The organism is Streptomyces sp. NPDC046335 (assembly GCF_055587985.1).
In genome coordinates, this window is record NZ_JBVJFF010000013.1 from 59,028 (window position 1) to 80,802 (window position 21,775).

The following is a 21,775-nucleotide window of genomic DNA, read 5'->3' on the forward strand; positions in this document are numbered from 1 at the left end:
TTTGTTTTCGGGGGGGGGACCACTTTTCTGTTGTCTGTCAAGACTTTTTTGTGGTGGGGGGTTTGGGGGGCTTGCCCCCCGACAGGCGGGGCGCCCCGCTCCCGCATCATCCCGAGCACCGTCTCGGGCTGGGTGACGATGTAGAACTCGTCCTCCGCGGCCTGCCGCAGGATGACCTCGGCAGCCTTGTCGGCGCTGATCGCCCGTTCACGGACCTGGAACATCGACTCGCGGGCGGCTTCGGCGGCACGCAGATCGCCGCCTTCGACGCCACCGGCGGCGTCGAAGATGCGGGAGACCACGGCGCCCGGCAGAACCGCGCCCACATGGAGGTGACCGGCTCCGGCCAGTGCGACCTCTTGATGGAGGCATTCGGTCAGGGCGAGCACGGCATGCTTGCTCATGATGTAGGGAGCCTGCAGCGGCATCGCCGTCACCGCGCCCACGGAGGAGAGGTTCAGCACCCATGCGGGTTCGGTCTGCTTCAGCATCCGGGGCAGGAACGCACGGATGCCGTGGAACACACCGCTGATGTTGACCGCTACCAGACGCTCCCAGTTCGCCACCGGGGTGTCCCAGAGGTAGCCGAACTGCTCAAGCCCCGCGTTGTTCACCAGCAGTCGTACGGGACCGAACTCGTCGGCGACCTGTTCCGCCAGCCGCTCCAGTGCCGCCGCGTCCCGAACGTCGACCAGGGCCGCTGTCGCCTTCCCGCCGCCATCCGTCAGTTCGGCGCACGTCTGCTCCAGGGCCTGTTCGTCGATGTCGGCGAGGACGACCCTCATGCCCAGTTCCAGGGCGGCATGGCGGGCGAGCCCAGCCCCGATTCCGGCGGCGGCGCCGGTGATGACGGCCGTGCCGCCGGAGAACGCCTCAGAGGCGCTGGTCATCCTGTCTCCTGTTCCGCCCGTGGCCCGCGGCCCCGGGACCGGTCCGTGGTCATCGAGTGCCGGATGCCATGGCGAGGGCCGCGAGGCGGCCGAATACCATCGCCGATCCGATGGGCGCGCCGGGCCCCGGATAAGCGGTTCCGGCTGCGGAGGCCATCGTGTTGCCGGCGGCGAACAGGCCGGGGATCACCGAGCCGTCCGCACGTACCACGCGTGCCGAGGTGTCGGTGCGCAGACCGCCTTTGGTTCCCAGGTCGCCGAGCACGAGTCGTACGGCGTGGAAAGGACCGCTCTCCAGCGGTACCAGGGCGGGGTTCGGCCCGCCGCCGTCGGCGAAGAAGAGGTCGTACGGGTCCTCACCGCGGTGGAAGTCGGGGTCGACGCCCTTGGCGGCAGCCGTGTTGAAGTCCCGGACGGTCCCGACGAGGTTCGCCGCGTCGACGTCGATCGCGGCGGCCAGTTCATCGAGGGTGCCGGCGGTCCGCCACAGGCCGGCCTCGGTGAAGCCCGCCCGGGCCACGGGGACCGTGACGATGCCGGGAAGGTCGTCGCCCCAGCGGCCGTCGAAGATCCACCACACAGGCCGGTCGGGCGCCGTGCCCGCCCCGGCGTCGAGCATCGCGCGGCCCATGCGGTCGTACGGCAGGCTCTCGTTGGCGAATCGGCGGCCGGTGCCGTCGACGAAGACACCGCCGCGCAGCCCCAGCGTGAAGTTGGCGGAGCCGTCCGGGAAGAGCACCGAAGGACACCACCAGGACTGGTCGAGCAATGCCGTGTCCGCGCCGACTGCACGGGCGGCCAGGATGGCGTCCCCCGTGTTGCCGCTGGGTGCCCCCATGGTCCAGTCGGCCCCGAGCATGCCCTGCCAGGAGCGGCGCAGTTCCGCCGAGGCCTCGAAACCGCCGGCCGCCAGCAGGACGCCCCGCCGGGCCCGGACCCGCAGCGGCCGGGGCTCCTCGCCCGGGACCGAGACCAGCAACTCCGCGCCCAGCACCGCGCCGTCCGCACCGGTGACCAGGCCGTTGAGCGCGGTGTGCAGGCGGCACCTGGCGCCCCCGGTCGCGCGCAGCGCGGACAGCAGCCGGGCGACCAGCGCCCGGCCGTCGGTGAAGGGCTCCCGTCCGGCGGGGATGCCGAGGCGTTCCTGCCACGCCGCCGGGCGCACCGCGTCCAGCAGGCCGTCCTCGCCGTCCGGCGCCGGAAACTCCACCGGGAAGATGCCGCGGCCCTGCTCGAAGCGGCCCGGCGCCGGGAAGTAGTCGGGGAACGGCCGGTGCTCGAAGCGCAGGTCGGGGTGGCCTTCGAGGTAGGTGACCAGCGGGCCCGCGTTGTCGATGTAGGCGTCCTGCAGGTCGTGCGGGGCGCTGTCGCCCACCACCGCCCGGAAATATGTCCTGCCCAGCTCGGCGGAGTCGTCGAGACCGGCCCGCTCCTGCGCCTGGTTGCCCGGCAGCCACAGGCAGGAACCCGCATAGGCCGTGGTGCCGCCGTAGAAGCCCGTCTTTTCGGCGACCAGGGTGTCAAGTCCTTGGTCGGCGGCGGTGAGGGCGCCGGTGAGCGCGCCACCCCCGGAGCCGGCCACCAGCACGTCGCATTCCTCGTGCCAGTCGGGTGGTGCCGCCGTACCGGTCATGCGTGGTCGTCTCCTGGTGAGTGGTGGCGTGGTCACCCGGGGGTGCGGCCCGGCCGCGGCCCTCGTCGGCTGTCGGGGGAGGGGCCTCGCGTCCCGCGGATGCGGTCGGTTCCCTGCCTACCCCGACATGGGCGGCGTCGTGGCCGCGTGTCCCGCTGAGCGGGAGGCGGCCGGAACCGTCCTGGTCGGTGATCCCACTGAGCGGTACACCGCGTGGTCGTGGCCCTCCGCGGCCGATCAGTGTGAGGGCGACACGACGTGACACGAGACGAGGGCGGGATGCCAGAGGTACGGGAATCGGCGGCCGACGCCGACCGGGAGGCCGCGGTGGCCGCGGCGGTCCGGAGACTGGAACGGGCCGAGTCCGAGCGACGTCCGTGCCCACCGGTACGGGATCTGCTCGGCGCGGCCGACATCGCCGCCGCCTACGAGGTGCAGCAGAGGATCACCGGCCACCGGCTGGCCCGCGGAGCGAGTGTGGTCGGCCGGAAGATCGGCCTCACCTCACCGGCGGTGCAACGCCAGATGGGGGTGGCACAGCCGGACTTCGGGGCGCTCTTCGACGACATGGACGTCTCCGGCCTGCCGGCCGTACCCAGCGAGCGGCTGCTGCAGCCGCGCGTGGAGGCGGAGATCGCCTTCGTGCTGGGCGAGGACCTCGACGGCGATGCCCTGGACCTCACGCGGGTTCGGGCCGCCGTCGACCATGCAGTGCCGGCACTGGAGATCGTGGACAGCCGCATCACCGACTGGGACATCGCCATCTCCGACACCGTGGCCGACAACGCGTCGTCCGGGCTGTTCGTACTCGGCGACCCGCGGGTGTCACTCGCGGACTTCGAGCCGGTGGAGGTCGCCATGACGCTCCACCTGAACGGGCAGGTCGCCTCGCAGGGAGACGGGGCGTCCTGCCTCGGCGACCCGCTGGCGGCGCTCCTGTGGCTCGCCCGCACCGCGCGGGAGTTCGGTGATCCCCTGCGGGCCGGCCAGGTCGTGCTGTCCGGTGCGCTGGGCCCGTTGGTACCGGTCGGTCCGGGCGCCCGGGTGGAAGCCTCCTTCTCGGCCCTCGGCGCGGTGTCCGCCACGTTCTCCCGCCCGGAAGCCCCTGGAGAGGCCACATGACGAGCGACACGACGACGAGCGGCACGCCCCGTACCAAGGTGGCCGTGGTCGGATCCGGCAACATCGGCACCGACCTGATGATCAAGGTGATGCGACTGTCCGCCGTCCTGGAGATGGCCGCCATGGTCGGCATCGACCCGGATTCGGACGGGCTGGCGCGGGCCGCGCGCATGGGAGTCCCTACGACGTCGGACGGTGTGGACGGCCTGATCGCGATGGACCACTTCGCGGACATCGACATCGTCTTCGACGCCACCTCCGCCAAGGCGCACATCGAGAACGCCAAACGGCTCGCGCCCCACGACAAGCGGCTCATCGACCTCACCCCGGCCGCGCTCGGCCCCTATGTGGTGCCGGCGGTGAATCTGGACGAGCACCTGGCGAAGGACGCCGACAACCTCAACATGGTGACCTGCGGCGGACAGGCCACCATCCCCGTGGTCCACGCGGTCAGCAGGGTCACTCCGGTCTCCTACGCGGAGATCGTGGCGTCCATCTCCTCCCGGTCCGCGGGGCCGGGAACCCGGGCCAACATCGACGAGTTCACCGAGACCACCTCGGCCGCGATCGAGTCCGTCGGCGGCGCCCTCCGCGGCAAGGCGGTCATCGTCCTCAACCCGGCGGAACCGCCCCTCATCATGCGGGACACCGTCTACTGCCTGATCGGCGACGCCGACCACGATGCCGTCCGCAGGTCCGTGCTGGAGATGGTGGCCTCGGTCGCGGAGTACGTACCCGGCTACCGACTGAAGCAGGAGGTCCAGTTCACGCCGGTCGGCGCGGACGAGCCCGTGCACACGCTGCTGCCGGACGGGGTGCGGGCGGCGACGACCAAGGTGACCGTGTTCCTGGAGGTGGAGGGCGCCGCCCACTACCTGCCGGCCTACGCGGGCAACCTCGACATCATGACCTCGGCCGCGCTGCGCGTGGGGGAGCGCGTCGCCCGGCGCCATTTCACGGAGGTGACCGCGTGACCGCGGGGACACAGCTGTACATCCAGGACGTCACCCTTCGGGACGGCATGCACGCCATACGGCATCGCATCCCGCCCGAGGATGTCACCCGCATCGTCGTTGCCTTGGAGGCGGCCGGGGTGGACGCGATCGAGGTCTCCCACGGCGACGGGCTGGCCGGCGGCAGCCTCAACTACGGACCGGGCAGCAACACCGACTGGGAGTGGATCGAGGCCGCCGCCGCGGTGATCGACCGCGCCGTCCTGACCACCCTGCTGCTGCCGGGCATCGGCACCATCGCCGACCTCAAACGTGCCTTCGCCATGGGTGTGCGGTCGGTGCGCGTGGCCACCCACTGCACCGAGGCGGACGTCTCCGCACAGCACATCACCACTGCCCGCGAGCTCGGCATGGACGTCTCCGGCTTCCTGATGATGTCGCACATGGCCCCCGCCGCCGAACTCGCCCGGCAGGCCAAGCTGATGGAGTCCTACGGAGCCCACTGCGTCTACGTGACCGACTCCGGCGGCAGATTGACGATGAACGGGGTACGTGAACGCTTCCGCGCCTACCGCGACGTACTCGACGAAGGGACCCAGCTGGGCATCCACGCCCACGAGAACCTCTCCCTGTCGGTGGCCAACTCGGTGGTCGCCGTTGAGGAGGGTGCCGTAAGGGTGGACGCCTCCCTCGCCGGGCAAGGCGCTGGTGCCGGCAACTGCCCCATCGAGGCGTTCATCGCGGTGGCGAACATCCACGACTGGAAGCACGGCTGCGACCTGTTCGCCCTGCAGGACGCCGCGGACGACCTCGTTCGGCCGCTCCAGGACCGCCCGGTAAGGGTGGACCGCGAGACACTCACCCTCGGCTACGCGGGTGCGTACTCCAGCTTCCTGAGGCACGCGGAGGCCGCTGCGGAGCGGTACGGACTGGACGCGCGGACCATCCTCATGGAGGTCGGACGGCGCGGACTGGTGGGCGGCCAGGAAGACATGATTGTGGACATCGCCCTGGACATGACCGCCGCCGAGGCGCGAACGACCTGACCGCAGGCGCCCGAGGGCATCTCACGAATCCCCGCCCCAGCGCCGACCCGAACAGCAGGCCAGAACCCTTTCCCGGGTTCTGGCCTGCTGTCGTGTGGCTTGCGATGAGGACGCATCAGGTGCTTACCGGGTGCTTCCCAAGCATCTGCTCGTGGAGCTAGCGTGAGTTAGAAGCAATTTCAATTTTACCGAGAGGTACTGGCATGAACTCAGCACTGAGTCACGATGCCGGGTCCACGCTGGAGGCCAGGCCGCCGCTGCCCCAGTCCATGATCGAGCGGATGACCCTGATCATGGATCTGTTCGAAAGGCCCTACGATCTGCTCACCCTGGAGGACGTGGTCAACAGCACGGGACTGCCGCGCTCCACGGCCCATCGCATTCTCGACCAGCTGGTACGCATGCGCTGGCTCGACCACACATCGTCCGGTTACCGGCTCGGCCGACGCGCCCTCGGCCTGGGCGGGCGCGAGACCGGCCACGGCGCGCTCCGAGCGGCCGCCGCACCCGTCCTGCACGAACTGGCCCTGCGCACGGGACTGGTCGTCCACCTGGCGGTCCTCGACGAGGCCGAGGTGTACTACCTCGACAAGCTGGGCGGCAGATCCGCCGTCGCGGTCCCCTCACGCGTCGGCGGGCGCGCACCCGCGCACTGCACCGCCCTGGGCAAGGCGATGCTCGCACGCCTGGAACCTGAACGTATCGACCAGGAGTACGCCGGCCTGATGGTCCGTCTGACCCGGCGCAGCATCAGCAGCATCGGCCATCTGCACCGGGAGCTGGGCGCGATCCGCGTGCGTCGCGGCGTCGCGGTCGAACGGGGCGAGTACGTTCCGTCGATCGGCTGTATCGCGACCGCGGTCCCCGGACCCGGTTCCGACGGTCCGACCGGTGCCCTCTCACTGGTCGGTGAGGCCTCGAGCCCGCTTGAACGGCTCGCCCCCGTGGTGGTCGCCGCGGCCAAGGACGTCGCGGCCGAACTGCACACCGACGCCGACGCGGAGCGGACTGCCCCGCACACCGTCACACCTCGGAGCCGGAACTGGTCGGCCGACCCGGTGACGAAGTTCGTCGAGGCCGGGCAGGGGGAGCGCTGGTGGTGACAGGGGTGGGCACAGTAAAGCCACCACGAAAGAAAATCATGGGGCGAGTGTCGGAGACCCGCTCGGTCGCCAGCACCCTGCCCACCACCACATCGTGGTCGCCCGCAGTGATCACCTGCACGATGTCCGCGTGCACCCGCATCAGGACCCCTGCCAGCGAAGGTGTGTCCCACACGGAGAGTTCCCACTCCGTCTCCTCGAACTTTCGGCCCTGCCGGGATCCGAAGCTCTCGCACAGAGCCGTCTGAAGCTCACTGAGCACGTTCACGGTGAAACGCCCGGCCGCACGGATCCTGGGCCAGGAACGGCTCCCGTGGCCCGCGCAGAACATGACCAGTGGCGGGGCCAGGGAGACGGACGCGAAGGACTGGCAGACGAATCCGACCGGTTCCCGCCCCTCCATGCCCGTCACCACGGTCACTCCACTCGCGAACTCAGCCATGGCCCGTCGGAACTCATCCGGTTCCACATCCTGCTTGCCGTTGATGCTCATATCGGTTGTCGTCACGGATCCGACAGTAGGGAGCCGGTGCCTGCCGCCTGTTGGCACGATCCCGCTCACCGGAAGCAGCCGCGTCGGCAGCGGGTGACGGGACGCGCTCCAGGTCTCGAACGGGAGTCACGAGTCCCGCTGTACGGGACCACGAACCCTTCAGAGCCCCGGCGTCCGTAAGGTCGTCCGCACCGGAGTCACCGACGAGGAGGTCCCACCTGCCATGACGGACGCCACCCCCGGTATCAGCCAGTCCGGAACCCTGAAGGAACTGCCCACCGACGAGGGCGTACTGCGTTACCACGAGGTGGGTGAGGGGCCGCCCCTGCTCCTGCTGCACGGTTCCGGACCCGGTGTGACGGGCTGGCGGAACTATCGTGGCAACCTTGCGGCTTTCTCCCGCCACTTCCGCTGCCTGGTCCTTGAGTTCCCCGGCTTCGGGGTCAGCGATCCCACCGACGAGCACCCCATGGCCGCCGCGCCGAAGGCCGTCCAGCGGTTCCTGACAGGCCTCGGTCTCGACCGGGTCGACGTGGTGGGCAACTCGATGGGCGGCATCGTCGCTGCCAACCTGGCGATCGCTCGCCCGGGATTGTTCCGGCGCATCGTGACCGTGGGCGGCATCGGCCGGAACATCTTCAGTCCCGCCCCCGGCGAGGGCATCAACCTCCTGGTGGACTTCACGGAAAACCCGACCCGAGAGGGCCTGGTGCGCTGGATGCACGCCATGGTCCACGACCGGGACGTGGTCACCGAGGAGATGATCGAGGAACGGTGGGCCCAGGCCACGGATCCGGACACCCTGGCGGCCGCGCGCCGCATGTATGGACGCAAGGCGCTCACGGCAGCCATGGCGTCGGCCCAGCAGTCCGATCAGCCGCCGTACTGGGCCATGCTGCACCGGATCACCGCGCCGACCCTGATCACCTGGGGGCGGGACGACCGGGTCAGCCCGGTGGACATGGCACTGCTGCCCATGCGCACCATGCCGCGGGCCGAGGTGCACGTCCTGCCCGACTGCGGGCACTGGGTGATGATCGAACAGAAGGAAGCGTGGGAGAGCGCCGTGCTGGCCTTTCTGACCCGGCCCGATGCCGACGGCTGACGACCAGCCCGGCCGGGCATGCCTCTCCCCGGGAGCCGGGAGCCGGGAGCCGGGAGCCTGCCTTCCGGTCCGTCCCATTGAGTGGAACCTCCAACCGGCCCGGGAGCCCGCTCGGTTCATGCTGATCACATGGGCGACACCGTCTCCGACAGGGTGCGAGAGCTGCTTCCGCTGATCGAGCGGGGGATACGCGCGCGAGACGCCGAGCGACGGCTGTCCGCCGCCGACGTGACCGACATGACGGCCGCTGGGGTGTTCCGGATGCTGGTTCCGCACCGGTATGGCGGCAGCGAGGCCGATCCCCGTGTGTTCTACGAGGTGGTCCGCACGCTGGCCGGCGCCTGTGCGTCAACCGGTTGGGTCGTTTCCCTGTTCGGCGTGAACTCCTGGCACGTGGCCTTGCTCCCGCGACGGGCCCAGCAAGAGGTCTGGGCGACCGGCCCCGACACCCTGGTCTGCTCCTCCTACGCGCCCGCGGGGCGGCTGACCCCCGTCGACGGCGGGTACCGGCTCTCCGGACGCTGGCGGTTCTCCTCCGGTTCCGACCACGCGGCGTGGGCGCTGCTGGGTGCGGTCGTCGTCTCCGGCGACGGTGAGCCCGTCGACTTGATCACCGCGTTGGTGCCGCGCTCCGAGTGCGTCGACGACCGTGTGTGGGACACGGTGGGGCTGCGGGGTACCGGCAGCAACGACCTCGTGGCACAGTCGCTGTTCGTACCGAGGCACCGGGTCCTGCGCACCGACGAGCGGGCCCGGATGTGCGGTCCCGGCCAGCGGATCAATCCCGGGCCGCTGTACCGCATGCCCTTCGGGGCATTGTTTGCCACCGCCACCACAGTGCCGCTGGTCGGTGCCGTCGAGGGCTGTCTGACGGCATACCTGGAGGGGCTGCGCGACGACGACGGTCTCACTCGGGCCGGCACCCGTTTCGGGGCCAACCAGTTCGCCCGGGCGGCCTTCGCGCGAGCCGCCTCCGAAGTGGACGCCGCGGCACTCCCACTCGACCGCGACATCGCGGAGCTGTACGCGTGCGCCGCCCGGTCCGAGCCGATCCCGTTGTTGCTGAGACTGCGAACCCGGCGCGACCAGGTCTGCGGCACGGAGCGCGCGGTCCGGGCGATCGACCTCCTCTTCAGTCATGTGGGCGCGGCCGCCCTGCGGACCGGCAACCGCGTGGAGCGTGTCTGGCGTGACGTGCACGCCGGCAGCACCCATCTCGCCAACGACGTAGAGCACGCGTTGGCGCTGTACGGCGGGGGCGTCCTGGGCCTGCCTGTCGAGGACGCCCTGATGTGACCGGCCGTTGCACGGGGCCCGGGTCCCGATCAGTGGGATGCCTGGTCGTCGCGTCGGAACGGCAGGCCTAGCGTCGGGTTCGACCACCGTGGACGTCGGCGTGCCCGCTCGCGACGGCCCACCCGCCCACGGACTTCCCATCGATCGGAGGTTTCCGGATGACGCATGAGGTCGTTCGCCGGGTAGAGGAGGCGGCCGCCCAACTGACGGCCACCGCGGAGGAGACCGAGCGGCTCGGCAGGCTCTCGGACGCGAGTGTCAAACTGATCCGCGACGCCGGGGTGATGCGCCTTCTCCAGCCGGCCGACTTCGGAGGATATGCCGCCCACCCCCGGGACTTCGCCGAAGCCGTCATGGCGGTAGCCCGCAACTGCGGCTCCACCGGCTGGGTCTGTGGCGTGGGTGGTGTCCACCCTTGGGAGATGGCGCTGATGGACCGCCGTCTCCAGTCCGAGGTGTGGGGTGAGAACCCCGACACCTGGATCGCCTCTCCCTACGCCCCGCAGGGTGTGGCCGTGCCCACCGACGGCGGCTACATCCTGCGCGGACGCTGGAACTTCTCCTCGGGCACCGACCACTGCGACTGGATCTTCCTCGGCGCGCTGGTGGGTGACGCCGACGGCAAGCCCGCGCAGCCGGTGAAGGGCCTGCACGTGGTCCTGCCGCGCGCCGACTACACCATCGTCGAGGACTCCTGGGACGTCATCGGTCTGTGCGGCACCGGCAGCAAGGACGTCGTGGTCGACGGAGCCTTCGTCCCGTCGTACCGGACCATCGACTCGGCCGAGGTGGCCGAAGGCACGGTTGCGGCGGAACGCGCCGGACGCGCCGACACCGTGTACAAGCTGCCGTTCTGGACGATGTTCCCGCTCGGCATCACCGCGGCCGTCGTCGGGATGGCCGAGGGCGCGCTCGCGGCCCACCTGGACTACCAGCGTGACCGGGTCACCGCGATGGGCACGCGTGTCAAGGACGACCCCTATGTACTCACCGTCATCTCCGAGGCGGCGGCGGAGATCGCCGCGTCCAGGACTCAGCTCCTGGACGGCATCAGCCGACTGTACGACGTGGTCGACGCGGGACGCCAAGTGTCCTTCGAAGACCGCGCGGTGGTACGCCGCAACCAGATTCGGTGCGCCTGGCGGGCGGTGTCCGCGGTGGACGAGATCTTCGCCCGGTCCGGCGGCAACGCCGTCCGCCGGAAGAACTCCATGCAGCGCTTCTGGCGGGACGTCCACGTCGGCCTCCAGCACGCCATTCACGTGCCGGGCTCCGTAAACCACGCCAGCGCACTGACCAGCCTGGGCGTCGAGCCCGAGGGCATGCTGCGCGGCCTGATCTGACCCAGCTCGTCATTCACCACCGCTACCTCAGAGAGGCAGAAGATGACCGACATCAGCTCGCTCGGCTATGTGAGGATCCGCAGCCGCGACATGATGCCCTGGCGGGCGTTCGCCTACGAGGCGATCGGTTTCGCGGAGGGCAGCGGCCCGGAGCAGGAGGCGCTGTACCTGCGCATGGACGAGCGCCCCGGACGCATCGTGATCCTTCCCGGCGACGAGGACCGGGTCGAGGCCGTGGGCTGGGAGGTACGTGACCACCTGGCGCTGCGGCGCGTGCAGGCCGCCGTGGAGGAGACCGGTGTCGCCGTCAAGCCGTTGTCCGTCGCGGACACTGCGGCACGGCGCGTGGAAGAGGCCATTTCCTTCCTGGCACCCGGCGGCACACCGGTCGAGGTCTTCCACGGCCCGGCCCTGGACCACAGCCCGCTCGACACCCCTTACGGCAACCGATTCATCACCGGTGGTCTCGGCGTCGGCCACGTGGTGGTGCCGGTCGGCGACATGGAGGCGGCCCGGCGCTTCTACGAGTCGCTCGGCTTCCTGGCCCGCGGCGGGTTCCGGCTCCCCACGCCGCCGGACGTGGACCCGATGCACATCCGCTTCCTGGGAGTCAACGCCCGCCACCACAGCCTGGCGTTGCTGCCCACACCCGATCTCAAGTCGCCCGCGCTGGTTCACATCATGGTCGAGTGCGAGACCCTCGACGAGGTCGGCCGGGCCCTCGACCGTGTCACCTCCGCCGGCTACCACGTCTCCTCGACGCTGGGCCGGCACACCAACGACAAGATGGTGTCCTTCTACGTCCGCACGCCGGGCGGCTGGGACCTGGAGGTCGGCTGCTGGGGTCTGCTCGTCGACGAGCGGACCTACACCGCGGAGGAGATCACAGCCGACAGCTACTGGGGCCATCACTGGGACTTCGGCTGATCGATACGACGCCTCCCCCCGGGTGGCTGCCGATGGTGGCCGGTCGGGAGGCTCGCACGCCTTCCCTCCGTGCCTCCTCTCCACCGGTCTTGGGCATCCTTCGACCAGGGGGCGTACGTCACCATGCTGCGGTCGAACGTCGCCGTCCTCGGCCGATTCAGGTGCCCGTTGGCACACGCCTGGCTCGCACCGGCCGGAGGAGTGTGCCCACAGCCCCCCTCCGAAGGTGCATCTCAGTCAACGGCGCCGATGTCTTCCCGGGCGTGTACGGCCGGCTCCCGGAAGGCGGCCGAGGGAACAGCGGGAGTGGAGAGTGTTCCCTCGGCATGCCAGAGCAAGTCGGTCGGACCGACCTCAGACTCCGGCCGCCTGCCCCGAGGCGCCTGATTCGGCGAGGACACAACGGGTACCGCTGAAGATGGTCGGCATGCACTTGTTGCAGTGGATGCACAGGGAGGGTGTCGACGGATCCTGTTGCAGGCGGTTGAGCAGGTCAGGCTCGCGCAGCAGGGCGCGGGCCATGGCGACGAACTGGAAGCCCTCCGCCATCGCCCGGTCCATGGTCGCCTTGGTGCTGATCCCGCCGAGCAGTACCAGTGGCAGACGGAGCGCGGCCCGGAACTGGCGGGCGCTGTCCAGGAGATACGCCTCTTGGTACGGGTAGCTGTGCAGGAACTTGCCGCCCACCATCTGGATACCGAGTCTGACCGGCTGGGGCATGGCAGCGGCGAACTCCCGCAACGGCGCCTCCCCGCGAAACAAGTACATCGGGTTGAGCAGTGAGCTGCCCGCGGTGAGTTCGAGGGCGTCGACAGTGCCGTCGCTCTCGATCCACTGGGCGACCTGGAGGCTTTCGTCGAGCCAGAAGCCCCCCGGCACACCGTCGTCCATGTTGAACTTCGCCAGGACGGCGATGCGGTCGCCGACCTTGTCCCGCACCGCGCGGCACACATCGCGGGCAACTCTGGCGCGCCCCTGGAGCGCCCCCCCGTACTCGTCCTTGCGCTTGTTGATTTTCGGGCTCAGGAACGAGCTGGCGAAGTAGTTGTGGCCGAGATGGATCTCGACCGCGTCGAAACCGGCCTCGATGGCGTACTGCGCGGCGTCCGCGTGCGCGCGGGTGATGCGGCGGATGTCGTCCTTGGAGGCGGCCCGGATGACCGAGAGTGCCTGAGCGCTGAACGTCCGCGACGGTGAGAGGGCCGGCACCTTGTTGGACTTGCCGTTGGCCACCGGCCCGGCGTGGCCGATCTGCGCGGACACGGCGGCGCCCTCGGCGTGCACTGCCTCGGCCAAGCGGCGCAGCCCCGGCAGAGCTTCCGGACGCATCCATATCTGGTCGTACTCGGTGCGGCCCTCAGGGGCGACCGCGCAGTAGGCCACGGTGCTCATGCCGACGCCGCCTGCCGCGTGCCGGCGGTGGAATTCGATCAGGTCGTCGGTGACCAGGGCACCCTTGGTCATGCCCTCGAAGGTCGCAGCCTTGAGGATTCGGTTGCGCAGCGTGACAGGTCCCAGCTCGGCGGGCTGGAAAACATCGGGAGTCGTCATCTTCGTCTTCTCTCGGGCTGAGGTGAACCGGGCTTGAGGGGCGCGAGCCGACAGGGGCGAAACGTTCCGTGGAAACAGTCAGGCGGTCATCGCCGTGGGCTGTGAGTCGGGGCGCATGGCGGCGTCGGTGCCGCCGTCGACGCAGAGGACGGCGCCGGTGGTGAAGCGGGCCTCCGGGCGCAGGAATTGGTGCACCCAGAAGGCGATGTCCTCCGGGGTGCCGAATTCGCCGAGGGGCATGGGCGTGGGGAAGGCGTCCGCGTCCAGGTCCTCGGCACGGCCACCGGCGAGCATCAACGGGGTGACGACGGCTCCGGGGGCAATCACGTTGAGCAGGATCCCTTCCCTGGCCCACTCGGGAGTGACGGCGGTCTGCCGGGCCCAGCGGGCCAGCGCGAACTTGGTCGTCGCGTATGCGGAGATGGTCGGGGAAGCGGTCCGGACCTCGGCGGGTGTCGCGGACTGCGCGCCACGGGCGTGCTCACGGGCCGCCTCCTCATCACCGGCGAGGAGCAGCTCGACGAGCCTCTCATCGATCATCGGGACGGTTGTGGAGGAGTTGGAGCCGATCACCACGACGCGTCCCCCGCCGGAAGCGGCGAGTGCGGGGCGGAGTCCCTCCAGCAGACGCACCGGATTGAAATAGTTGATCGAGACCACGGAGCCGGCGTCAGGCAGCGAAGGGCCGACACCGGCGACGGCCGCCACTCCGTCCAGTCGGCCCGCGCACAGCTCCAGCACCTCGGAGATCGCCGCCGCGCGGCCCTCGTCCGTGCCGAGGTCGGCCGTGATGTCGGCGTCACGCAGATCGATTCCGATGACCGTGTGGCCTGCTCGGCGCAGCGTGTCGGCGGTTGCGGCTCCCATTCCGGAGGCGGATCCGGTGACGAGGTGAATACCCATGGCAAGAGTCCTTCTGACGTCGGCGAAGAAGCGGAGAGGCAGGCGCGCGATCGCACTTCCGACCCTGTCCAAACGTAAATCAATCAGTGATTGAAGGCTACTCCTCGGCGGTGTGTTCCAATGAGCCGCATGGCGGATGAATCGTCCTCGACCAGGGACCGGCTGCTGGACGCGGCGGAGAGGCTCTTCCTCGACCACGGCGTGAACCAGGTGTCCGTCCGTGCCATCAACGCCGAGGCAGGCTTGAATCCCGGAGCCGTTCACTACCACTTCGGGTCCCGCGACGGCCTGGTGGTGGCGCTCTTGGAGCGGGAACTGGAGCCTCGGTGGCGCGACCGCCTGGAGGAGCTGGCAGACCCCAGGGTGTCGGACGGCGCGGACCCGGCCGGGGTCGACATCGTGGCGCTGGTCACGGCCCTGGTGGAGCCGTTCGACGCCCTGGTCCGCTCCTCGCGGGGGCGCGTACTTTGTAGCCTGCTCGCTCAGACGTGCCTCGGCGCCGAGTCACCACGCCTGCACGCCCCTTGGTTCGGGACCGCCCCCTTCGAGGTGATGCTCGGCAGGGCGCTGCCCCATCTCACCGTGCACGAGATCGCAGACCGCTGGCGGCTGGTGTTCACTCTGCTCTTGCAGCTCTACGGTCGGCCCCAGGCTGCGGGACGCGCCGTCGCCGCTGAGCCGTCCTTCCCGGCCGCCGGGACCGTCATCGCATTCCTGGCCGCAGGCCTGACCGCTTCCTCGCCGAAGGCGTGATGAGGAGGACGGCAATGCGTCGAGGCCGACGGGGCGGCTGACTGATCTGTGTTCGGCCCGTCGCGCCTCGCGCACGGAGAGAAGTACACCCGCGGGAGGTCCGCCACGGATGCGCTGGTCCGCGGGTGCCGGATCACTCACCCTCCCGTACGGCGCCGGTGTACGGGGTGGCGATCCCGTAGAGGACTGTGCGCAGCCCGTCCCGCAGCAACCCGGCGATCTCCCCGGAGCCCGACGTAATCCACTCGATGACGATGTGGCGAGTGGCCTGCACGATGAGGAAGGCCGGCAGTGCCCGGTCAACCCCGGCAGTGCCCGTCTCGGGGCGGCGCCGGAGGAACGCTGCCATGGCTTCAGAAAGGGGGGCGTCCACTTCCATCCAGCGCAGCCGGTACTGCGGGCTGGATGCCATCAGCGACAGGAAGCGCCGGTGGAAGGGTGTGAGGTCGCCGTCTTGCAGCCCTGTCATCCAGACTGAGACGAGCGCGTCCAGGAGGTCACCGTCCTGCGGGGCCTCGCGCAGCGCGTCGGCGACGATCAGCGAGTTTTCCAGGAACAGGGGCCGGACGACGTCCTCCTTCACCGGGAAGTGGCGGTGGAACGTCCGCGGTGCGATGCCGACGGCGTCGGCGATGCGCTCTACCGTCGCCGATGTATTGCCGTCGGCGACGAAGATCTCGGCGGCCTTGCGCGAGATCTTCATTTTCAGCTCTTCGGCACGCCGTTCGGTCGCCGTAGGACGCGTCCGACTCATCGAGTCCCGCCTTCCGCCACTCGCACACGACAGCAAACACGATCGTATGCGTCTGTTGTATCCGATCCGTTTACACGATGGCGATGGCGACGTAGACTCATACCTGTCAGTTTCTGACATGTCTGCTGGATTCGCAATGCCGCAGGAGTGCCCAGGAGGTGGCCATGGAGACACCGGACACCGCGAGCGCGCCCATCACCATGATCGACAGAGTGGCTTCGCTGTTGCAGGCGTTCGACGGGCGTTCCCGACTGACACTGGTGCAGATCGCCCGTGATGCGCAACTCCCGCGATCATCCGCGCATCGGATACTGCAGCGGCTGGTGGAACTGGGCTGGGTGGAGCGGCAGGGTAACCAATACGCCCTCGGTATCCGGATGTTCGAGCTGGGTGCTCAGGTCGTGCGTCGGGACCGTGTCCATCAGGCGTCTCTCCCCTTCATGCATGCTCTGCACCGGTCGACCGGACTGACCGTCCATCTGAGTGCACTCGTCGCCTCGGATGTTCTGCATCTGGAACGGATCGGCGACTGGCCGCACCAGCAGAAGGTGTGGCAGTTGGGTGCCCGGCAGCCCGCCGTGCACGCGGCAGCGGGCCGGGCCCTGCTGGCACGTCTGTCTGATTGCGACTGGCCGCAGTTGGTCTTTCCGCCGCCTGCGGGCGCCGACGGGGTGCAGACGCCGGGTCAACTGTGCCAGGAGCTGAACCGGGTCCGTGACCGTGGCGGCGTAGCCCTGGACGACCAGGGCTGCGCCGTGGGAGTCACTGCGGTGGCCGCGCCGATTGGCCCGTCGGAAAGCGGTCTCCGCGTAGCCATCTCCCTGTGTGGTCCCACCGGTGCTCTGCCGACACGTACCGCCGAGGATGCCGTGCGCATGGCCGCCAGAGACATCTGGCATGCGGCCACGGGCATGGCGAAGCCCAACCGCCGTGCTCGACAGGCCTGTTGGGTTCACCCGGGCCGCATGAGTGCGCCTACCCTGGCCCGCGATTAGTCCTTCTCCAAGGCGGGTGGCCCTGCCGCTTGGGGATCGGACGGACCTCCGGTGGCGCACACTCTCCTCGCGAGTGACCGTGGTTCCACGACCGGGGTGTTCGCCGGACATGTCCACTGGCGTCGTCCGCCTGGTGCTGTGCGCATTCACCGATCGGCTGCCGGCCGTGCTGGTGACCTGCGGAACGGGCGCACCCACGAGGCCCTGGCAGTCGTCTACCGGTCGGGCAAGTCGGCATTCGACCGCGGTGGCAGATGTGAGGCCGCTACTCGCGGCCCGCGGGTTCGGTCGCCCGTGAGGTCTGACAGCGGACGGTCCGCCTATCCGGTGGGCGACGGCATGGGAGGCCGCCGCCGCTACCGAGACCAGAGCCTGGCTCACGTCCAGCGCGGTCTGACCGCCCTCGCCGTCGGCATCGAGAGCCCCTGCGAACTGCCCCCGACGGAGAAGGACCCCCGCCCGACAGTCGGTGGTTTCCAGGGCTACCTCGGCCAGCCGAGAAACCTCTGACTCGCCTCTTGGTAACGCTGTTACACCACTCGATGACGCGCCACCGCCCAAGGGGCTCAGCCCGTAAGTCCGTCCGCGAGCAGCCGCGAGCGGATCTCGGCCTCCGAAGGCTCCTGACCTTGAAGGTCGGGGCCGGTAAGCAGCCGCGTCTTCTGCTCGACCGGGATGTCCGCAAGCCGAGGCAGGCCAACGGCGGTAGCTCGGGGATCTGAGCCTCGTCGTGAGGTCGTTCGTGTCTACTCCGTTGCCTGCCCTCGGCGTCTTCAGGGGTCAGCGGACGACGAGCGCCGGGACCTCTACTGACGCCTCGTCGCGGATGTCGGCGCTGGAGAGTCCGAGCAGGACGGTCACCTCGCCCGCTTCGACGCCTCGGCGTCCGTCGGGCCAGGTGTAGGCGAGGCGCTTGAGCGGCACGGTGAACTCGACCTTCTCAGTGGCGCCTCCGATGAGCGGAATACGGGCGAAGTCGACAAGCTGTCGGACGGGGCGCACCACGGTGGCACCTTCGTCGCGCACGTAGAGCTGCAGGACGGCCGAGCCGACCCGCTCTCCGGGGTTGTGTACTTCGGCCCCAACTCGGAGGGTGCCGTCCTCGACCGTGACACCGTCGAGCGCCACATCGAACGTCGTGTAGGAAAGCCCGTGGCCGAACGGGTAGAGCGGGCTGCTGTCGGTGAGGTCGATATAACCGTGGCGCGGCAGCGAGGGATGGTCGTTGCCGCTGCCGATGGGGTGCCCGTGGTACAGGGGAATCTGCCCACCGTGGCGCGGGAAGGTGGAGGGGGTGCGTCCCCCGGGTTCGACGACGCCGTACAGGACGTCTGCGATCGCCGGACCGGCGACAGGACCGAGCAAGGGGGCGAGGAGCACCGCCGCGGATGCGTCGTGCACCGGCTCCAGGAGGAGCGGCCGACCCGAGACCACCACCGTGACGACCCGCTTCCCGGCGTCATGGAGGGCCTTGACCAGTTCGTTCTGGTTGCCCGGCAGCGTCGGGTTCGCAGCCGTGCGGCCTTCACCGGCGGTGTTGTTGCCGGCCCAACCGGTGCGCTCACCGACGATCGCGATCACCACATCGGCTTCGGCGACGGCTTCGGCGACGGATGCAGGGTCCAGGGTCTGGGCATCCTGGTCGAGGCTGCCGAGCGCGTGATACCGCACGGAGGGGTCGAGGGCACGGATGGCCTCGGCCGCGGTCACTGACTCGGGGTGGAGCGTGCGGGCCCCTTGCTCGAAGATCGGCTCGATGCCGGGGAGCCGGATCTGGAAGAGGTCGGGGAAAACCTCGGGCGAGGCACTCACGCCGGGGAGCGTGCCGGTGGCGAGGAGGGAGATCGCCTTCACCATCTCCGCCTCGGAGACGGTCGAGTAGGCACCGAAGTGGACGCGGAGCTCGTCGGCGGCGGGCCCTACGACGGCTACCTTCGACGCACCGGGAGCGAGGGGGAGGATGCCGTCGTTGGCGAGAAGGGTGATGCTCGCGTTCGCGACCTCGCGTGCCTGGCGGTCAACGGTGGGCTGGTCGAAGGCGACCGGTGCCGCGGCGGGGCGCGAAGGACGGATCTCCGGGATCAGGCCCAGCCGCGCTTTCAGCTCAAGGACGTTGGTGACGGCGCGGTCCAGAATCTCCTCCGGATAGGTGCCGTCCTCGATGAGCGGACGCAGACTGCTCGTCGTGGCATTGCCCGGCAGTTCGACGTCGATGCCGGCATCGAGCGCCTGCCCTGCGGCGTGTCCGGGCGTGGGAGCGATGCGGTAGGTCTTGTGCAGCATGGTGAGGGAGTCGTAATCGCTGACCACGAGTCCATCGAAGCCCAGTTGGTCCCGAAGGAGATCGGTCAGGAGCCACCGGTTGGCCGCGGCAGGGATCCCGTCGATGTCGTTGTACGAGTTCATGATCACCGACAGGCCGGCCTCGGCGATCGCCCGGCGGAACGGCTCCGCGTGCACGTCGACCAGCTCGCGGCGGCCGAGCTGCGTCGCCGCCTGATTGAGCGCACCCAGGGAGTGCGCGTACCCGAGGAAGTGCTTCCCGGTGGCGAAGATGCCGCTGTCGGCGTCGTCACCCTGAACCCCGCGGATGAATCCGATCGCCATCCGTGTGACGAGCTCCGCGTCTTCACCGTACGTCTCGTGGACCCGGCCCCATCGGATGTCGCGGGCGAGGTCGAGCACGGGGGAGAAGAACAGGTGGATGCCGACCGACCGTGCCTGCTGCGCGGCGATCCGTCCGACCGTGCCACTGACCGAGGGGTCCCAGCTGGCAGCCTGCCCCCACGGGGTCGTGAACTGGTGTCCCTGCGGGTGGACGAACCCGCTGATGCCCTCGGCGTGCACGAGCGCGCCAATGCCGAACGGGGCCAGCTCGCGTGAGACGTCCTGGAAGCGTGCGAGGTCACGGCGGAGCCCGTCCAGGTCTGGGCTGAACTGCTGTCCCAGGGAGAGATGGCCGACACCGTGGGGCCGCACGAGCCGAAGCCGGTCGATGTCGTACGGGAACCCCGTGGCGAAGTCGGCGGCTTCGACGCCCGGCTCACTGAACTTGGCGGCGTCGATGAGGTCCATCGGTATGACGCCTTGGATCTGTGCGATCTTCTGGTCGAGATTGAGGCGGGAGACGAGGGAGCGGAGGTCGGTCATTGATGTCGTCCTTAAATCGGAGGTGATCAGGGTCGGCGGCCGGTGGCGGCGCGGGGGCGTGGAGAGGCGGAGTGTCGGATCGAGCGGGGACCTATTGGCCGCCCGGGGGGGGCGAGCAGCCGGACCTCGGTCCGGCCGGACGACTCCGTCTGCGCGATTACGGCGCCGTCGCCGGCCTCGTCTGTCGATCGCAGGAAGGCCAACGTCTTTGTCCTCGCTCTCCAGCCGATGGGGTCACCCGATTCGGCACGACCAGAAGTGGCCGGGGGGGGGTTGGACGCGAATCACGCTGTCGTGCGACAGGCGAACCGTCGCGAGGGCATGGGCGCCCGCGCGTGGGAATCCCCACGAGAGCAGCGGGAGCACAGCCATCGGGGCGTAGGTCGCGGTCATCCTCGTCCCTCCGGGGGGCTTCGTCGCTAGACGCTCACCAAGATCGCTCATAGGACAACACGCCGATTGTCACGCGTCAATCCATACGGTAGAAGGTTCGTTGTCACGTGTTAAAATCGGGTCGTTCGGGAGAGTGTCGAGAGGCGGAGTGGATGGCGACGAGTGCGCAGGTCGCAGTTCACGCGAGAGTGTCCCGGTCGACGGTGAGCCAGATCTTCAACGGCCACGAGCACCTCTTCGCCGAGGCGACGGTCGAGCGTGTGCGCGCCTCGGCACGGCAGTTGGGCTACCGTCCTTCCGTCGCCGGACGCACCTTGGTGCGGGGAACCAGTGACATCGTGATCACGATCATCCCGGATGTCACCTTCAACCCGCGGCTGCGCGAACTCATTGACATCGTCACAGAAGGACTCACTTCCGCCGGCCTCACCAATCTTCTCCGCTTCGCTGGTTCCGAGGACTCCCTCCACGACACGATCCTCGGACTACGGCCCTTCGGCGTGATCAGTCTTGCGCCAGTGCCCCCTGCGCAGCGCAAGAAGCTCCTGGCGGACGGCGTGCACCTCATTGAGCAGTCGACCGCCAAGCAGGCCGCGATCGACAGGGCGATCGGGCGGCTGCAGGCACGTCACCTCGCTTCGGTCGGTTACGAGAGCATCGTCGCCGTTCTGCCTGCGGACGCGCGTGAGCAGGCATTTGCGGCGCCTCGCGAGGAGGGTGTCCATCAGTGGGCAGTGGAGAACGGCATTCATGTGCTTCCCACTCTGCGTATCGCCATGGAACACAGTGACGCCAATGCCGCGGTCCACCAGCTGCCGATGGAGTCCGTAGGGGTCGCCGCGTACAACGACGAGGTCGCGGTAGCCGTCCTCGGGGCGGCCGTGTATCAGGGCAGGAAGGTTCCCCAGGACCTGGGCGTCATTGGCATCGACAACTCTCCTGTCGCGCACGCCGCGTCACCCACCATCACGACCGTTGACTACGACATGCAGTTCAGCGGCCAGGAAATCGTCAGAGTCCTCCTGCGGGCCCCGGACGCATCTCCCGACCGGGACGCGGAATGTGAGGTGGAGCGGCGTCTCGCGATCATCCGCGGCGGAAGCACCCGGTCATCCTGAAGCACTTCATCCCTTGACTTCGCATGCGACGGCACTCCGGGTAGAGCCAGTCCTGATCGACTTCGGGGCACGCCCAGGACTGGGCGGGCAGCGGACGGACGTTGTGGTCGGCGACCGCGTTGCGGATGTACGTCTCCAGGAACGGGTTGACGAACCTGTACAAGGATTCGGCCTGTGTGGCCATGTCGCAGGCCCAGCCGTCGAAGTCCTCGCCGGCCACGCTGGGAACGCCCAGACGGTGCAGCAG

At 69.2% G+C, this 21,775-nt stretch carries 20 protein-coding genes; 12 read left to right on the forward strand and 8 right to left on the reverse strand.

Features of this window, described 5'->3' with window-relative positions; translation table 11 throughout:
* The coding region (locus tag ACZ6JY_RS30365; RefSeq protein ID WP_469200940.1) for an SDR family NAD(P)-dependent oxidoreductase at window positions 1-890 on the reverse strand (890 nt) is incomplete at its 3' end.
* 49 nt (window positions 891-939) lie between these two features.
* Window positions 940-2,523, reverse strand: a complete 1,584-nt coding sequence (locus ACZ6JY_RS30370) for an FAD-binding protein (protein WP_469200941.1) — start codon at window positions 2,521-2,523, stop codon at window positions 940-942.
* Between the two features lie 279 nt (window positions 2,524-2,802).
* Here ACZ6JY_RS30370 and ACZ6JY_RS30375 point away from each other — a divergent pair, with 279 nt between their 5' ends.
* The 4 genes from ACZ6JY_RS30375 (at window position 2,803) to ACZ6JY_RS30390 (ending at window position 6,747) form a co-directional block, all read left to right on the forward strand.
* Window positions 2,803-3,645, forward strand: a complete 843-nt coding sequence (locus ACZ6JY_RS30375) for a 2-keto-4-pentenoate hydratase (protein WP_469201132.1) — start codon at window positions 2,803-2,805, stop codon at window positions 3,643-3,645.
* On the forward strand, window positions 3,642-4,619 hold the full coding sequence (locus ACZ6JY_RS30380; RefSeq protein WP_469200943.1) for an acetaldehyde dehydrogenase (acetylating): 978 nt from the start codon (window positions 3,642-3,644) through the stop codon (window positions 4,617-4,619). Before ACZ6JY_RS30375 ends, ACZ6JY_RS30380 begins: the two co-directional genes overlap by 4 nt.
* Window positions 4,616-5,644: a 4-hydroxy-2-oxovalerate aldolase gene (gene dmpG, locus ACZ6JY_RS30385; protein WP_469200945.1), complete on the forward strand. Its 1,029-nt coding sequence runs from the start codon at window positions 4,616-4,618 to the stop codon at window positions 5,642-5,644. The genes ACZ6JY_RS30380 and dmpG overlap by 4 nt, the downstream gene beginning before the upstream one ends.
* 203 nt (window positions 5,645-5,847) lie before the next feature.
* Window positions 5,848-6,747, forward strand: coding sequence for an IclR family transcriptional regulator (locus tag ACZ6JY_RS30390; RefSeq protein ID WP_469200947.1), 900 nt, complete (start codon window positions 5,848-5,850; stop codon window positions 6,745-6,747).
* On the opposite strand, the gene ACZ6JY_RS30395 is transcribed toward ACZ6JY_RS30390, so the two are convergent.
* Window positions 6,668-7,240, reverse strand: coding sequence for a flavin reductase family protein (locus tag ACZ6JY_RS30395; RefSeq protein WP_469200949.1), 573 nt, complete (start codon window positions 7,238-7,240; stop codon window positions 6,668-6,670). The two genes, ACZ6JY_RS30390 and ACZ6JY_RS30395, sit on opposite strands and share 80 nt — an antisense overlap.
* Window positions 7,241-7,463: 223 nt before the next feature.
* Between ACZ6JY_RS30395 and ACZ6JY_RS30400 the strand changes: the two genes are divergently transcribed.
* From ACZ6JY_RS30400 to ACZ6JY_RS30415, 4 genes are all read left to right on the forward strand, one after another.
* Window positions 7,464-8,345, forward strand: coding sequence for an alpha/beta fold hydrolase (locus ACZ6JY_RS30400; protein ID WP_469200951.1), 882 nt, complete (start codon window positions 7,464-7,466; stop codon window positions 8,343-8,345).
* A 129-nt stretch (window positions 8,346-8,474) separates the two neighbouring features.
* The gene (gene hsaA, locus ACZ6JY_RS30405; protein ID WP_469200953.1) at window positions 8,475-9,641 is read left to right on the forward strand and encodes a 3-hydroxy-9,10-secoandrosta-1,3,5(10)-triene-9,17-dione monooxygenase oxygenase subunit; all 1,167 of its coding nucleotides are present in this window, start codon (window positions 8,475-8,477) and stop codon (window positions 9,639-9,641) included.
* A gap of 158 nt (window positions 9,642-9,799) precedes the next feature.
* Window positions 9,800-10,984 carry an acyl-CoA dehydrogenase family protein gene (locus ACZ6JY_RS30410; protein ID WP_469200955.1) on the forward strand — a complete coding sequence of 395 codons (1,185 nt, stop codon included), beginning with the start codon at window positions 9,800-9,802 and terminating at the stop codon, window positions 10,982-10,984.
* Window positions 10,985-11,026: 42 nt separating this feature from the next.
* Entirely contained in the window at window positions 11,027-11,911 is an 885-nt protein-coding gene (locus ACZ6JY_RS30415; protein ID WP_469200956.1) for a VOC family protein, read from the forward strand.
* A 354-nt stretch (window positions 11,912-12,265) separates the two neighbouring features.
* On the opposite strand, the gene ACZ6JY_RS30420 is transcribed toward ACZ6JY_RS30415, so the two are convergent.
* Window positions 12,266-13,462: an NADH:flavin oxidoreductase gene (locus tag ACZ6JY_RS30420; RefSeq protein ID WP_469200957.1), complete on the reverse strand. Its 1,197-nt coding sequence runs from the start codon at window positions 13,460-13,462 to the stop codon at window positions 12,266-12,268.
* A gap of 78 nt (window positions 13,463-13,540) precedes the next feature.
* Entirely contained in the window at window positions 13,541-14,365 is an 825-nt protein-coding gene (locus ACZ6JY_RS30425) for an SDR family oxidoreductase (protein WP_469200958.1), read from the reverse strand.
* A gap of 129 nt (window positions 14,366-14,494) precedes the next feature.
* Between ACZ6JY_RS30425 and ACZ6JY_RS30430 the strand changes: the two genes are divergently transcribed.
* Window positions 14,495-15,118 carry a TetR/AcrR family transcriptional regulator gene (locus tag ACZ6JY_RS30430; protein WP_469200960.1) on the forward strand — a complete coding sequence of 208 codons (624 nt, stop codon included), beginning with the start codon at window positions 14,495-14,497 and terminating at the stop codon, window positions 15,116-15,118.
* 133 nt (window positions 15,119-15,251) lie between these two features.
* Here the strand turns inward: ACZ6JY_RS30430 and ACZ6JY_RS30435 are convergent, their stop codons facing one another.
* Window positions 15,252-15,821 (reverse strand): TetR/AcrR family transcriptional regulator, encoded by a 570-nt coding sequence (locus ACZ6JY_RS30435; protein WP_469200961.1) that lies wholly within the window; start codon window positions 15,819-15,821, stop codon window positions 15,252-15,254.
* 215 nt (window positions 15,822-16,036) lie between these two features.
* Here ACZ6JY_RS30435 and ACZ6JY_RS30440 point away from each other — a divergent pair, with 215 nt between their 5' ends.
* A complete protein-coding gene (locus ACZ6JY_RS30440; RefSeq protein WP_469200962.1) occupies window positions 16,037-16,867 on the forward strand; it encodes an IclR family transcriptional regulator in 831 nt (276 codons plus the stop codon).
* A gap of 294 nt (window positions 16,868-17,161) precedes the next feature.
* Window positions 17,162-17,377: a hypothetical protein gene (locus ACZ6JY_RS30445; protein ID WP_469200964.1), complete on the forward strand. Its 216-nt coding sequence runs from the start codon at window positions 17,162-17,164 to the stop codon at window positions 17,375-17,377.
* Between the two features lie 270 nt (window positions 17,378-17,647).
* On the opposite strand, the gene ACZ6JY_RS30450 is transcribed toward ACZ6JY_RS30445, so the two are convergent.
* Window positions 17,648-20,017 carry a glycoside hydrolase family 3 N-terminal domain-containing protein gene (locus tag ACZ6JY_RS30450; protein ID WP_469200965.1) on the reverse strand — a complete coding sequence of 790 codons (2,370 nt, stop codon included), beginning with the start codon at window positions 20,015-20,017 and terminating at the stop codon, window positions 17,648-17,650.
* A 545-nt stretch (window positions 20,018-20,562) separates the two neighbouring features.
* Here ACZ6JY_RS30450 and ACZ6JY_RS30455 point away from each other — a divergent pair.
* Window positions 20,563-21,528: a LacI family DNA-binding transcriptional regulator gene (locus ACZ6JY_RS30455; protein WP_469200967.1), complete on the forward strand. Its 966-nt coding sequence runs from the start codon at window positions 20,563-20,565 to the stop codon at window positions 21,526-21,528.
* Here ACZ6JY_RS30455 and ACZ6JY_RS30460 read toward each other — a convergent pair.
* On the reverse strand, window positions 21,497-21,748 hold the full coding sequence (locus tag ACZ6JY_RS30460; RefSeq protein WP_469200968.1) for a hypothetical protein: 252 nt from the start codon (window positions 21,746-21,748) through the stop codon (window positions 21,497-21,499). The genes ACZ6JY_RS30455 and ACZ6JY_RS30460 overlap by 32 nt on opposite strands.
* Between the last annotated feature and the right edge of the window lie 27 nt (window positions 21,749-21,775).

Excerpts from the sequence above, each read along its gene's own strand:
- ACZ6JY_RS30400 (WP_469200951.1), top strand. The coding sequence starts at position 7,464 with ATGACGGACGCCACCCCCGGTATCAGCCAGTCCGGAACCCTGAAGGAA.
- ACZ6JY_RS30450 (WP_469200965.1), bottom strand. The coding sequence starts at position 20,017 with ATGACCGACCTCCGCTCCCTCGTCTCCCGCCTCAATCTCGACCAGAAG.
- ACZ6JY_RS30420 (WP_469200957.1), bottom strand. The coding sequence starts at position 13,462 with ATGACGACTCCCGATGTTTTCCAGCCCGCCGAGCTGGGACCTGTCACG.
- hsaA (WP_469200953.1), top strand. The coding sequence starts at position 8,475 with ATGGGCGACACCGTCTCCGACAGGGTGCGAGAGCTGCTTCCGCTGATC.
- ACZ6JY_RS30395 (WP_469200949.1), bottom strand. The coding sequence starts at position 7,240 with ATGAGCATCAACGGCAAGCAGGATGTGGAACCGGATGAGTTCCGACGG.
- ACZ6JY_RS30435 (WP_469200961.1), bottom strand. The coding sequence starts at position 15,821 with ATGAAGATCTCGCGCAAGGCCGCCGAGATCTTCGTCGCCGACGGCAAT.
- ACZ6JY_RS30440 (WP_469200962.1), top strand. The coding sequence starts at position 16,037 with ATGGAGACACCGGACACCGCGAGCGCGCCCATCACCATGATCGACAGA.
- ACZ6JY_RS30375 (WP_469201132.1), top strand. The coding sequence starts at position 2,803 with ATGCCAGAGGTACGGGAATCGGCGGCCGACGCCGACCGGGAGGCCGCG.
- ACZ6JY_RS30390 (WP_469200947.1), top strand. The coding sequence starts at position 5,848 with ATGAACTCAGCACTGAGTCACGATGCCGGGTCCACGCTGGAGGCCAGG.
- ACZ6JY_RS30415 (WP_469200956.1), top strand. The coding sequence starts at position 11,027 with ATGACCGACATCAGCTCGCTCGGCTATGTGAGGATCCGCAGCCGCGAC.
- ACZ6JY_RS30430 (WP_469200960.1), top strand. The coding sequence starts at position 14,495 with ATGGCGGATGAATCGTCCTCGACCAGGGACCGGCTGCTGGACGCGGCG.
- ACZ6JY_RS30410 (WP_469200955.1), top strand. The coding sequence starts at position 9,800 with ATGACGCATGAGGTCGTTCGCCGGGTAGAGGAGGCGGCCGCCCAACTG.
- ACZ6JY_RS30425 (WP_469200958.1), bottom strand. The coding sequence starts at position 14,365 with ATGGGTATTCACCTCGTCACCGGATCCGCCTCCGGAATGGGAGCCGCA.
- ACZ6JY_RS30455 (WP_469200967.1), top strand. The coding sequence starts at position 20,563 with ATGGCGACGAGTGCGCAGGTCGCAGTTCACGCGAGAGTGTCCCGGTCG.
- ACZ6JY_RS30380 (WP_469200943.1), top strand. The coding sequence starts at position 3,642 with ATGACGAGCGACACGACGACGAGCGGCACGCCCCGTACCAAGGTGGCC.
- ACZ6JY_RS30370 (WP_469200941.1), bottom strand. The coding sequence starts at position 2,523 with ATGACCGGTACGGCGGCACCACCCGACTGGCACGAGGAATGCGACGTG.